This is a genomic window from Klebsiella sp. I138, from assembly GCF_051131765.1.
Lineage (GTDB): Bacteria > Pseudomonadota > Gammaproteobacteria > Enterobacterales > Enterobacteriaceae > Klebsiella.
Genome location: NZ_CP180447.1, coordinates 3,293,733 through 3,305,939, shown reverse-complemented (window position 1 = coordinate 3,305,939; position 12,207 = coordinate 3,293,733). Strand labels below are relative to the sequence as shown.

10 protein-coding genes are annotated in these 12,207 nt (G+C 55.1%); 2 read left to right on the top strand and 8 right to left on the bottom strand.

Annotated elements, in window-relative coordinates; genetic code table 11:
- Positions 1 to 64 precede the first annotated feature (64 nt).
- From apaH to lptD, 6 genes are all read right to left on the bottom strand, one after another.
- Positions 65 to 913: a bis(5'-nucleosyl)-tetraphosphatase (symmetrical) ApaH gene (apaH, locus tag ACMYSK_RS15380; protein ID WP_434636571.1), complete on the bottom strand. Its 849-nt coding sequence runs from the start codon at positions 911 to 913 to the stop codon at positions 65 to 67.
- A gap of 4 nt (positions 914 to 917) precedes the next feature.
- On the bottom strand, positions 918 to 1,295 hold the full coding sequence (gene apaG, locus ACMYSK_RS15375) for a Co2+/Mg2+ efflux protein ApaG (protein ID WP_434636569.1): 378 nt from the start codon (positions 1,293 to 1,295) through the stop codon (positions 918 to 920).
- Between the two features lie 3 nt (positions 1,296 to 1,298).
- Positions 1,299 to 2,120, bottom strand: a complete 822-nt coding sequence (rsmA, locus tag ACMYSK_RS15370) for a 16S rRNA (adenine(1518)-N(6)/adenine(1519)-N(6))-dimethyltransferase RsmA (RefSeq protein ID WP_434636567.1) — start codon at positions 2,118 to 2,120, stop codon at positions 1,299 to 1,301.
- The gene (gene pdxA / locus ACMYSK_RS15365) at positions 2,117 to 3,106 is read right to left on the bottom strand and encodes a 4-hydroxythreonine-4-phosphate dehydrogenase PdxA (RefSeq protein ID WP_434636566.1); all 990 of its coding nucleotides are present in this window, start codon (positions 3,104 to 3,106) and stop codon (positions 2,117 to 2,119) included. Before pdxA ends, rsmA begins: the two co-directional genes overlap by 4 nt.
- A gap of 121 nt (positions 3,107 to 3,227) precedes the next feature.
- Entirely contained in the window at positions 3,228 to 4,514 is a 1,287-nt protein-coding gene (gene surA, locus ACMYSK_RS15360; RefSeq protein WP_434636565.1) for a peptidylprolyl isomerase SurA, read from the bottom strand.
- A 54-nt stretch (positions 4,515 to 4,568) separates the two neighbouring features.
- Entirely contained in the window at positions 4,569 to 6,914 is a 2,346-nt protein-coding gene (gene lptD / locus ACMYSK_RS15355) for an LPS assembly protein LptD (RefSeq protein WP_434636563.1), read from the bottom strand.
- Positions 6,915 to 7,158: 244 nt separating this feature from the next.
- Between lptD and djlA the strand changes: the two genes are divergently transcribed.
- Positions 7,159 to 7,986: a co-chaperone DjlA gene (djlA, locus tag ACMYSK_RS15350; RefSeq protein WP_434636561.1), complete on the top strand. Its 828-nt coding sequence runs from the start codon at positions 7,159 to 7,161 to the stop codon at positions 7,984 to 7,986.
- 30 nt (positions 7,987 to 8,016) lie between these two features.
- Here djlA and ACMYSK_RS15345 read toward each other — a convergent pair whose 3' ends face one another.
- Positions 8,017 to 8,715 carry a response regulator gene (locus ACMYSK_RS15345; protein WP_434636560.1) on the bottom strand — a complete coding sequence of 233 codons (699 nt, stop codon included), beginning with the start codon at positions 8,713 to 8,715 and terminating at the stop codon, positions 8,017 to 8,019.
- Entirely contained in the window at positions 8,705 to 10,330 is a 1,626-nt protein-coding gene (locus tag ACMYSK_RS15340) for an ATP-binding protein (RefSeq protein ID WP_434636558.1), read from the bottom strand. The genes ACMYSK_RS15345 and ACMYSK_RS15340 overlap by 11 nt, the downstream gene beginning before the upstream one ends.
- Before the next feature lie 443 nt (positions 10,331 to 10,773).
- On the opposite strand from ACMYSK_RS15340, the gene ACMYSK_RS15335 reads away from it, so the two are divergent.
- A complete protein-coding gene (locus ACMYSK_RS15335; protein WP_434636555.1) occupies positions 10,774 to 12,138 on the top strand; it encodes a 2-hydroxycarboxylate transporter family protein in 1,365 nt (454 codons plus the stop codon).
- Positions 12,139 to 12,207: the final 69 nt, after the last annotated feature.

The window sequence follows — 12,207 nt, the reverse complement described above, 5'->3', positions numbered from 1 at the left end:
CGCATGACGCTGGCCGGGGCAAGAAAAAATCCCGGATAAAGCGTATCGCTATCCGGGATTTTTTTTATGAGGCCGCCGCTTCACCTTCGTCAGGATCTTTCTGACGGTTTGAGGGCTGCGTAAAGTACTGTTTGTCTTCCCAGCGCAGGCAGGTAAGATCCCCACCCCAGCAGCAGCCCGTATCGAGGGCATAGATCCCTTCTGGCGTACCGCGACCTTCCAGCGAAGCCCAATGACCAAAAATAATGCTGTATTCACGGGCCACCGGGCCGGGAATGGCAAACCACGGTTTTAATGGCGCAGGGGCATTTTCCGGCGCTTCTTTGGCATACATATCCAGCTGCCCGTTCGGGAAGCAGTAGCGCATGCGGGTAAAAGCGTTGGAGATAAAGCGCAGACGGGCAAGACCGCTGAGCTCGTTGCTCCAGTTATTGGGCATATCGCCATACATCGCGTCGAGGAAGAACGGATAGGAGTCGCTGGCGAGCACGGCTTCAACATCGTGCGCGCACTGTTTTGCTGTTTCCAGATCCCACTGCGGCGTGATACCCGCATGGGCCATCACCAGTTTTTTCTCTTCATCAATCTGCATCAACGGCTGGCGGCGCAGCCAGTTGAGCAACTCGTCAGCATCCGGCGCTTCGAGCAGTGATTTCAGACGATCTTTGGGCTTGTTGCGACTGATGCCGGCGAAGACGGCCAGCAGGTGCAAATCGTGATTGCCAAGGACGAGGCGTACATTATCGCCAAGGGATTTTACGTAGCGTAAAACCTCCAGCGAACCCGGGCCGCGGGCGACAAGATCGCCCGTGAGCCACAGCGTATCGGTCCCAGGGGTAAACGCCACCTGCTTTAATAACGCGATCAGTTCATCGTAGCAACCGTGAACGTCGCCAATAAGGTATGTAGACATTGTTTTAGTGAATGAGCGTTGGTACTGCGAGACGGAAAACAGGGATATCGATCGCGAACGGCGCACCGTTCACGTCGATCATTTCATAATGTCCCTGCATGGTGCCCAGCGGCGTTTCAATGACGGCCCCGCTGGTGTACTGGAATTCACCGCCTGCGGGAATATGCGGCTGTTCGCCGACAACCCCTTCACCCTGAACTTCAGTCTCACGACCGTGGCCGTTGGTGATAAGCCAGTAGCGGCCAAGAAGCTGAACCTGAGTCCGCCCCAGATTGCGAATCGTCACGGTATAAGCGAAAACGTAGCGCTCTTCTTCCGGGGAAGACTGCGATTCGATATAGACGCTTTGCACCTGCACGCAAACTCGAGGCGAATTAATCATGGTTTAGCTCTCCTTGGTGGGCGAGTTGTCAGTCAGCCAGTTAGCCAGCTGGCAATACTGCGCCACGGAAATATTCTCTGCACGTTTCGCCGGGTCGATGCCCAGCTCGGTCAGCACGTCAACGCTGAACAGGTTGCCAAGGCTGTTACGAATCGTTTTCCGACGCTGGTTGAAAGCCTCTGTCGTGATTCGGCTCAGTACGCGAACTTCTTTCACCGGATGCGGTAGCGTGCGATAAGGCACCAGACGCACGACGGCGGAATCCACTTTAGGCGGCGGCGTAAAGGCGCTCGGCGGGACTTCGAGTACCGGGATAATCTGGCAGTAATATTGTGCCATGACGCTCAGTCGACCATACGCCTTGCTGTTCGGTCCGGCAACCAGGCGATTGACGACCTCTTTTTGCAACATAAAGTGCATGTCGGCAATGGCATCAGTATAGCTGAACAGATGGAACATCAGCGGCGTAGAGATGTTGTACGGCAGGTTGCCGAACACGCGCAGCGGTTGACCCATCTTCTGCGACAGCTCGCCGAAGTTCATGGTCATGGCGTCTTGCTGATAAATAGTCAGCTTCGGCCCCAGGAACGGGTGCGTTTGCAGACGAGCAGCCAGATCGCGGTCCAGCTCGATAACGGTGAGTTCGTCCAGGCGTTCACCGACCGGCTCGGTCAGCGCTGCCAGGCCCGGACCGATCTCGACAATCGCCTGCCCTTTCTGAGGGTTAATGGCCGAGACAATGCTGTCGATCACGAACTGATCGTTGAGAAAGTTTTGCCCGAAGCGTTTACGGGCTAAGTGGCCCTGATGGACTCGATTATTCATTGCGTATTAACAATCATTTTGATGGCGAGATTAAGCGCCGTGATAAAACTGCCGACATCCGCTTTCCCCTGGCCCGCCAGTTCAAGCGCGGTACCGTGGTCAACGGAGGTTCGAATAAAAGGTAAACCGAGCGTAATATTCACGCCGCGGCCAAAGCCCTGGTATTTTAGCACGGGAAGGCCCTGATCGTGGTACATCGCGAGTACTGCATCGGCATTGTCGAGATATTTGGGCTGGAAAAGGGTATCCGCCGGTAGTGGGCCGCTCAAATTCATGCCCCGGGCGCGCATCTCCTCCAGTACCGGAATAATCGTATCGATCTCTTCCATCCCCATATGCCCGCCTTCCCCGGCGTGCGGGTTCAGGCCGCAGACCAGCACGTGCGGCTGGGCGATGCCAAATTTATGACGCAGATCGTGGTCCAGAATCGTTATGACTTCGCGCAGCAGATCGGGGGTTATTGCGTCGCTGATCGCTTTTAGCGGCAGATGAGTGGTCGCCAGGGCGACGCGCAGCTCTTCCGTTGCCAGCATCATCACGACTTTGCTGGCGTGAGCGCGTTCTTCAAAGAACTCGGTATGGCCGGTAAAGGCGATCCCGGCGTCGTTGATATTGCCCTTATGCACCGGCCCGGTAATTAATGCGGCAAATTCGCCGTTCAGGCAGCCGTCGCAGGCGCGAGCCAGCGTCTCAACCACATAGCTTCCGTTGCGTACGCTCAGCACACCAGGTTCAACTGGCGCGTTCAGCGGGACGGGGAGGAGCGTCAGAGTACCGGCGCGCTGCACAGCAGCGGGAAGAGAAGCGTCATAGGGCAGGAGAGATAAAGGAAGACCGAGCTGTCGGGCTCGGTCAGATAACAGTGCGCCATCGGCGCAAACCACCAGCTCTACCGGCCAGTCGCGCTGCGCAAGCTGCACGACAAGGTCGGGGCCAATTCCGGCGGGTTCACCGGGGGTGATAACAACTCGATTCATACACTTCATCCTTCAGGACGTCTTTTTGTTGGCAGGGCCGGCGAGCCCCGCTCACATCGTGAGTTGCCCGGGACCCGGCGGCCTGCCGCCTCAATACACCCTGAGTGCCGTTGTGTATGAGGCCGTTGTATTAGTTGCTCAGAATCTTGACGTAAGCGCTGGCGCGTTGTTCCTGCATCCAGGTTGCCGCTTCTTCAGAGAACTTACGGTTCATCAGCATCCGGTACGCGCGGTCTTTTTGCGCAGCATCGGTCCTGTCTACCTGACGGCTGTCCAGCAGTTCAATCAGGTGCCAGCCGAAGGAGGAGTGAACCGGAGCGCTGGTCTGGCCTTTATTCAGGCGCATCAGCGCATCGCGGAATGCCGGGTCGAAGATATCAGGCGTTGCCCAGCCTAAATCACCCCCCTGGTTTGCCGAGCCCGGATCTTCAGAGAAATCTTTCGCCGCTTTGGCGAAGGTGGTTTTTCCACTCTTAATATCCGCTGCGATCTGCTCCAGCTTAGCTCGCGCCTGATCGTCGTTCATAATCGGTGACGGCTTCAGCAAAATATGACGCGCGTGAACTTCGGTGACGGAGATGTTTTTACTCTCGCCGCGCATATCGTTCACTTTCAGGATATGGAAGCCGACGCCAGAACGAATCGGGCCGATAATATCGCCTTTCTTCGCTGTGCTCAGCGCCTGGGCGAAGATCCCCGGCAGCTCCTGAATTCGTCCCCAGCCCATCTGGCCGCCTTTCAGCGCCTGCTGGTCGGCAGAGTAGGTGATAGCCAGTTTACCGAAGTCAGCACCGCTGCGTGCCTGTTCAACGATGGCGTTAGCCTGTTGCTGCGCTTGTGCAACATCGTCGGAGGTCGGGTTTTCTGACAGCGGAATCAGGATGTGGCTCAGGTTCAGCTCGGTGCTGGCATCGTTCTGATTGCCAATCTGTTTCGCCAGAGATTCGACTTCCTGTGGCAGCACGGTAATGCGACGACGCACTTCGTTGTTGCGCACTTCGGAAATCAGCATCTCTTTACGAATCTGATTACGATAGGTGTTGTAGTTAAGCCCATCGTAGGCCAGACGGCTGCGCATCTGATCCATGGTCATGTTGTTTTGTTTCGCGATGTTGGCAATGGCCTGATCGACCTGATCGTCAGTGACTTTCACGCCCATCTTCTGGCCCATCTGCAGAACAATCTGGTCCATGATCAGTCTTTCGAGGATCTGATGACGTAAGGTCGCGTCATCCGGCAGCTGTTGACCGGCCTGGCCAGCATTCAGCTTAACCGATTGCAATAAGCCATCGACGTCGCTTTCAAGAACAACGCCATTATTGACGACAGCCGCTACTTTATCGACAACCTGTGGGGCAGCGAAACTGGTATTCGCGATCATGGCGATACCGAGAAGCAGCGTTTTCCAGTTCTTCATACTTTTTCCATTTCAATTAACCGCAAATGCGGATTACGTTTTAAACCAGCCACATCACAGGGAGTTCTGGTACGGTAAAATGTTCGAACGCAGCATCTGCTGAGTGCCGAGACCGTAGTTGGAGCTCAGGCCACGTAGCTCAATGTTGATGCCAAAGGTATTATCGTATTTGCTCTCACCGTTGCCGTTGCTATCCCAACCGTTGATCTTACGTTCATAGCCGAGGCGAATTGCGTAGCAGCAAGAGTTATACTGGACCCCTAACATCTGGTCGGCGCTCTTTCTGGTATTGGTGTCAAAGTAGTATGCACCGACCACGGACCAGCGATCGACAACCGGCCAGCTGGCGGTCATGCCCACCTGAGAAATACCATTTTTGTACTGCTCAGCGGTGGAATACGACGGCAGCGTTGCCTGAATGTATTCCGGGCTGGCATAACGATAGTTAAGCTGTATTAAGCGGTTTTCATCGCGACGGTATTCCACGGTGCCGTTACCGGTTGCGACGTTATCCAGACGTGTGTCGTACTGAATGCCTCCGCGTAAACCCCAGTTATCGGCGATGCGCCAGTAAGTATCGCCGGCCCATACCAGTGAACCCGTTGTGTCGTTATTCTCCCAGTTGATGTTGTCATCACCGGTCCGGGACTCGGTGAAATAATAGATTTGACCAACGGAAATATTAAAACGTTCAACGGCGGCGGAATCATATACGCGAGAGGTCACGCCGGTGGTGAGCTGGTTCGCGGATGCTATACGGTCCAGGCCGCTGTAGGTACGGTCGCGGAACAGGCCGCTGTAGTCTGACTGCAGCAGCGTGGAGTCATAGGAACCAATTTGGCTCTGGTCGCGATATGGGATATACAGATACTGCATGCGCGGTTCCAGGGTTTGGGTGTACCCCTCCTGCATGTCGCGCTCGAAGACCATTTTACCGTCGACTTTAAACTGCGGCATGACGCGGTTAACGGACTCTTTATAGTCCGTGCCGTTAGCAGCGTTGTAATTATCGAGGTTACTCTGCTGGTAGTGGGTTGCCAGCAGCTTGGCTTCGGTATTAATACTGCCCCAGCCGTTAGACAGCGGCAGAGCGATCGTCGGTTCAAAGTGAACGCGGGTGGCTTCCGGCATGTTGCCGTTGCTGTTGACGAAGTGTACTGCCTGAGCATACAGGTGGGTATCAAACGGACCCACATCGTTCTGGTAATAATTGACGTCCAGCTGCGGCTGAGCGGCGTATGAATTGCTCGATTCGCGGTTGAAGACCTGGAACTGTTTAGTCGACACGGTGGCGTCGAAGTTCTGGTTGACGTAGCCGGCACTGAATTTTTGCGTAGCGTAACCGTCGGTACTGGAACCGTATTTAGAACTGAAATCGTTAAAATAGTCCGCATCGCTGACTTTGGTGTAGTCAGCGTTCAGGCGCCATACCTGGTCAATAACACCAGAATGGTTCCAGTAGAACAGCCAACGGCGGCTGTTGCTGTCGCTGGAGTGCTCGTCTTCGTAAATTTTATCGGACGGCAGGTAGTCAAATTCGAACAGGCCCGCACCCGCTTTTGTCAGATAGCGGAATTCGTTTTCCCACATCACGCCGCCACGCTTGCTCATGTAGTGCGGCGTCAGGGTGGCGTCGAAGTTCGGGGCAATATTCCAGTAATACGGAAGCGAAAACTCTACGCCATTTTTGGTGCTGTATTTGGCGTTAGGGATCAGGAAGCCTGAACGACGTTTGTCGCCCACCGGCAGCTGCAGGTAGGGACTATAAAAAATGGGGACCGAGCCGAGTTTGAAGCGGGCGTTCCAGATTTCCGCAACCTGCTCTTCGCGGTCGTGGATCACTTCGCTGCCGACGACGCTCCAGGTGTCAGAGCCCGGCAGACAGGAGGTAAAACTGCCATTTTCCAGAATGGTGTAGCGGTTTTCGCCCCGCTGCTTCATGAGATCGGCGGTACCGCGGCCCTGGCGACCCACCATCTGATAATCGCCCTGCCAGATATTCGTATCTTTGGTGTTCAGGTTTGACCAGCCTTTCGGCCCTTTCAGAATAACCTGATTATCGTCATAGTGAACGTTGCCGAGCGCATCAACCGTACGAACGGGTTGAGGCTGGCCAGCAGCCTGCTGCTGATGAAGCTGGACCTCATCCGCCTGGAGACGGCTATTACCCTGGTTAATATCGACATTACCGGTAAATACGGCGTTATCAGGATAATTGCCCTTCGCATGATCGGCATTGATCGTCACCGGCAGCTCGTTGGTTTGACCTTCAACGAGGGGACGATTATAGCTTGGAACGCCAAGCATACATTGCGTGGCGAGATCGGCGGCGAGGCCTTGTTGGCTATACAAGGCGCTGGCGATCATGGTGGCCAGGAGGCTGGGAATACGTTTTTTCATACGTTGTATTTGTTGTTCCGTCATCTTGTGGCAGCGGCTTGCAAACGGTCAGAGCCTAACGTACTCATCTTCATCGCGCTAGTGTTAATCCTGCCGGTTTGAATCCCGAGCGTTAGGCACCGTGTAGAATGACGAGTATGATAAAGCAAAATATAGGCTATGTCCCACAATTGACCGAAGCGTCAGTGCTTTGTAACGTGCGGTCATATATAGCTTAACTGGCGGCGTAAAGATTGGGGAGTCTATGCAGTATTTGGGAAAAATAATTGGGGTTGCGGTCGCGCTATTAATGGGGGCGGGCTTTTGGGGCGTGGTGCTGGGTTTATTGGTCGGCCATATATTTGACCGTGCGCGACGCCGGCGCATCAACGTGTTTGCTAATCAGCAAGAGCGGCAGGCGCTATTTTTCTCCACCACCTTTGAGGTGATGGGGCATCTGACCAAATCCAAAGGTCGCGTCACCGAAGCCGATATTCACGTTGCTAACATTCTGATGGATCGCATGAATTTGCACGGAGAATCGCGTACGGCAGCTCAGCAGGCGTTTCGTACCGGGAAATCAGACGATTACCCGCTGCGCGAAAAAATGCGTCAGCTGCGCAGCGTCTGTTTCGGCCGCTTCGATTTGATTCGGATGTTTCTGGAAATTCAGCTGCAGGCGGCCTTCGCCGATGGCGAATTGCATCCTAATGAACGAGAAGTTCTGTTTGTCATAGCCGATGAGCTGGGCATTTCCCGCGCTCAGTTCGAACAGTTCCTGCGGATGATGCAGGGCGGCGCCCAGTTTGGCGGCGGTTCTCAGCAGGGCTCTTACGGGCAGGGTGGCGGAAACGCCGGCTGGCAGCAGGCGCAGCGTGGGCCCACGCTGGAGGATGCGTGCAACGTGCTGGGCGTGAAGCCCACCGATGATGCCGCTACCGTGAAGCGCGCCTATCGCAAGCTGATGAGCGAGCACCATCCGGATAAGCTGGTGGCAAAAGGATTACCGCCAGAAATGATGGAGATGGCGAAGCAGAAAGCGCAGGATATTCAGAAGGCCTGGGAGCTGATTAAAGAACAGCGTGGGTTTTAAGCCGTTGGCCTCTCCCCATCGGGAGAGGCCTTATGATGCGCTTTGGGCGCGGCGGTACATCCGTCGCGGATGGCCAATCTTTCCGTACAACATCTCAACGTCCAGAAAACCGATTTCCACGCAGTGTTCCAGATAGCGGCGGGCGGTGGTTTTACTTAACCCGGCATCGTTCACCACGTCATCCACTGAAAAGCTATGATCTTCCCGCCCGTTGAACAGGTTCTGCACCAGCGCCAGCGTTTTCTCCTCGATTCCTTTACTGCCGCTGTCGGCACGATAGTTCTTCGCCTGCAGCTGATAGAGAGAATCAACGTTTTGCTGATCGACGATTTTCCATTCTCGCTGCTGATCGTAAAACTGGATGAAACGCTCCAGTGACTGGCTCAGGCGCTTCCAGGAGACGGGTTTAAGAATGTAGTCGAAGGCGCCGTTGCGAATCGCCTGACTGCAGGTTTCCATATCGCTGGCGGCGGTAATAAAAATCACCGAACAGTTCGCTTCCGCCAGAATCGGGTCCGTCATCAATGTGACCCCTTTCCCGTCGGGTAAATAGTTATCAAGCAGTATCAGCTGCGGCGGTTGGCTATTGAGCATCTGTCGCGCCTGGGTGAGGGAGGCGGCCATTCCGGCCAGCCGCATGCGCGGATGTTTCTGAATCAGCTCGGCATGCAGCCGCGCCAGTTCGCTTTCATCTTCGATGATCAAGACATCGACCAGGTCATGATGCATAGTTCGCCTCGTGTCGGGAGTGGGCGGGGCCGTCGGCGGGGATAAACAGCGTAAAGATCGCGCCGCGCGGTGAGTTATCGGCGACCTCAATGGTGCCGCCGGCCTGGGTCACATAATGTTCAATAAGATACAGGCCGATGCCGTGATCGCCACGGGTTTTGGTGGTGATGCCGCGTTCAAAGATATGGTCGCGGATGGCCGGGTCAATGCCGACGCCGCGGTCGGCAACTTCAATCATGAGCTCGCGGGCATTCAGCTGAATCAGCACTTCAACCGGCTCGTGCGGCAGCTCGGCGCGCTGCGTGGCTTCAATCGCGTTATCCAGCAGGTTGCCAATAATCGAAATCAGTTCTGATTCTATTAATGAAGGCAGCGGCCTGTCGAGCTGACACGCGGGATCGAAACTCAGTACCACGCCTTTTTCGCGGGCGCGGGCGGCCTTACCCAGCAGTAGTCCGCAGAGCGTCGGTGAGCTGAAGCGGGAGGAAATAAAGTCCAGCAGCTCCTGGGCATGCTCCGACTGGGCCTGAATATAGCGAATTGCTTCGTCATAGTGGCCCATATGCAGCAGGCCGGAGAGTGTCGTCATCCGGTTCAACTGCTCATGTCGCATAATGCGCAGGTTATCAACATAGCGTTTAACCTGGCTTAGCTGGGCGCTGAGAGAGTTGATTTCATCGCGATCGCGGAAAGTAATCACCCAGCCCTGTAGCGAGTCCTCCAGCATAATACGCACCCGGCTGGCGAGTACGGTTAGCTGGTTGAAGCGGCACAGCTCATCATGGGTATCGTTTTCCAGCATTTCGCCGCTGGCGAAAAAGGGTTGCGGAACAATCACGCTATCAATAGATCTGCCGCGCAGCAGGCGTGCGGGCTGACTCAGCCCCAGCAGGCTGCGTGCGGCATGATTGATCACCTCGATGCGACGGAGATTATCAATGACGATAACCCCCTCATAGATCGATTCCATCATCGCCTTCTGCTGGCGCACCAGCAGGCCGATTTCTCGCGGTTCCAGTGAAAAAATCTGCTTTTTAATACTGCGGGTAAAATACCAGGAGAAAATAAACAGCGCGATCAGCAGCAGCACGGCGGCGACAAAGATATTGATGACTTTTTCCACGGTGATGCTATCAAGATAGCTGGTCAGGTAGCCCACGGAAACGATACCCACGACCCGGCCTGCATCATCGACGACAGGCGCCTTACTCCGCAGCGACACCCCGAGCCCTCCTTTACGAATGGTAGTGATGCTTTTCCCTTCCAGTACCGCCTGATTATCGCCGCCTACCAGCCGGGTACCGACCCATTCCGGGTGGACGGAGTGGAACAGATGCACGCCGCGGGCATCGCCAATAACAATAAAACTCGCGTCGCTGCGGGCGGCGATTTTTTGCATAAAGGATTTCAGCGACTGCGGATCTTCCTCGATAACCTGCTGGCGTAAATCCGGCATCAGCGCGATCTCTTCAGCCTGTATTTTGGCGCGGGTACTCATTTCCTGATAAAGCTGATGGCTGGCATCGATGTAGTAATAGACCCCCAGTAGTGCGAACAATACCGAGAAAAAGGCGACCAGTGAAATAAACAGCTTAAATTGAAAGGAAACCTTCATAAGTCGTGTGCAACGTCTCTACGCTGCCGGCACGGTAACATTTATTCCTGTGCTGGCATGGGTTAGGCGGAAACGTGGCGATCGTTGCCGCAGGCGATGAGAAACCAGCATCATCTACCGGCGATAATTTATCAAGATGGCTCCGGGCGTCGATTATTTCGCCTGACAGCCCGTCAGTCGCTATCGCTGCAGGGCAACCAACCCCTCTGGGCCTGCTGTGCTCGGCGGTGACAAGGCGTTGCCGATGCATATGTCGAGGCGCTCCGCCCTGGCATGACGATAAAAACCTTAAAAACCACGCTAATAAATCAGAGGGATATCACTCTGGCGAATAGAAACCATAAAAACCATTAAAACTTCATTTCTAATTCGTCATGCTTCACATTAAGTCCGCGTCAGGCCCCCTAATCTCAAAAATGAATAATAACTAAAGGGCAAAACCTATGAGCACCACAGACAATGCATTCTCTGCGACCCTCGATCCCATCGACTCACCAAAAGCCACGTTGAAACAACGCTGGTGGCACGTGATGGACAATATGAAAGTCGGGATTATCCCGCTGCCTCTGTTTCTGTTGGCCGGGGGATTAATCGCCCTTGATTGCCTGGGCGGAAAGCTGCCGAGCGATATCGTGGTCATGGTTGCGACGCTGGCATTTTTCGGTTTTGCCTGCGGTGAGTTTGGCAAGCGCCTGCCGATCCTCGGTAAGCTGGGCGCGGCGGCGATCTGCGCCACCTTTATTCCTTCTGCGCTGGTGCATTACGGCCTGCTGCCGGACGTGGTGGTGGAATCCACGACCAAATTCTACAAATCGACCAATATTCTTTATCTCTATATCTGCTGCATTATCGTCGGCAGCATCATGAGCATGAACCGCACCACTCTGATTCAGGGCTTTCTGCGCATCTTCTTCCCGATGGTGTGCGGTGAGATTGTCGGGATGCTGGTCGGCGTTGGCGTCGGTACCGCTCTCGGGCTGGAGCCGTTCCAGGTGTTCTTCTTTATCGTCCTGCCGATTATGGCCGGTGGCGTCGGAGAAGGGGCCATTCCGCTCTCCATCGGCTATGCCGCACTGATGCATATGGATCAGGGCGTCGCGCTAGGTCGCGTATTGCCGATGGTGATGTTGGGCAGCCTGACGGCGATTGTTATCTCTGGCGGCCTGAATCAGCTGGGTAAACGCTTCCCGCATCTGACCGGGGAAGGGCAGCTGATGCCAAACCGTAGCAATGAAACGCAGCGTGCGGATGAGAGTGAGACATCCGGTGGCAAGACCGACGTGACGACGCTGGCCTCCGGCGCCCTGCTGGCGGTGCTGCTGTATATGCTGGGAATGCTGGGTCAGAAATTGACGGGCTTACCGGCACCGGTAGGGATGCTGTTTCTGGCAGTGCTGCTTAAGCTGGTCAACGGCGTCTCGCCGCGACTGCAGGAAGGGTCGCAGATGGCCTACAAATTCTTCCGTACGGCGGTGACCTACCCGATTCTGTTTGCCGTTGGCGTGGCGATTACCCCGTGGCAGGAGCTGGTGAACGCCTTCACCATCGACAATCTGCTGGTGATTGTCAGTACGGTCTCGGCGCTGGTGGCGACCGGCTTTTTCGTCGGTAAAAAGATTGGCATGCACCCGATTGATGTGGCGATTGTCTCTTGCTGCCAGAGTGGCCAGGGCGGCACCGGCGACGTGGCGATCCTGACGTCCGGTAACCGCATGAACCTGATGCCGTTCGCCCAAATCGCCACCCGTATTGGCGGCGCAATTAATGTTTCGCTGGGCCTGCTGTTCCTCAGTCATTTCCTGGCGTGATTTAGCTCTGCGCTAACAGGAAAAACTGCCATTTTCCTCCACGGGACGAAGAAAATTTCTTTGTCCTGT

What these genes read in the sequence shown, in the direction of transcription:
- surA (WP_434636565.1), bottom strand. Translation starts at nt 4,514, where the DNA reads ATGAAGAACTGGAAAACGCTGCTTCTCGGTATCGCCATGATCGCGAAT.
- apaG (WP_434636569.1), bottom strand. Translation starts at nt 1,295, where the DNA reads ATGATTAATTCGCCTCGAGTTTGCGTGCAGGTGCAAAGCGTCTATATC.
- djlA (WP_434636561.1), top strand. Translation starts at nt 7,159, where the DNA reads ATGCAGTATTTGGGAAAAATAATTGGGGTTGCGGTCGCGCTATTAATG.
- ACMYSK_RS15335 (WP_434636555.1), top strand. Translation starts at nt 10,774, where the DNA reads ATGAGCACCACAGACAATGCATTCTCTGCGACCCTCGATCCCATCGAC.
- pdxA (WP_434636566.1), bottom strand. Translation starts at nt 3,106, where the DNA reads ATGAAGTGTATGAATCGAGTTGTTATCACCCCCGGTGAACCCGCCGGA.
- ACMYSK_RS15345 (WP_434636560.1), bottom strand. Translation starts at nt 8,715, where the DNA reads ATGCATCATGACCTGGTCGATGTCTTGATCATCGAAGATGAAAGCGAA.
- lptD (WP_434636563.1), bottom strand. Translation starts at nt 6,914, where the DNA reads ATGAAAAAACGTATTCCCAGCCTCCTGGCCACCATGATCGCCAGCGCC.
- ACMYSK_RS15340 (WP_434636558.1), bottom strand. Translation starts at nt 10,330, where the DNA reads ATGAAGGTTTCCTTTCAATTTAAGCTGTTTATTTCACTGGTCGCCTTT.
- apaH (WP_434636571.1), bottom strand. Translation starts at nt 913, where the DNA reads ATGTCTACATACCTTATTGGCGACGTTCACGGTTGCTACGATGAACTG.
- rsmA (WP_434636567.1), bottom strand. Translation starts at nt 2,120, where the DNA reads ATGAATAATCGAGTCCATCAGGGCCACTTAGCCCGTAAACGCTTCGGG.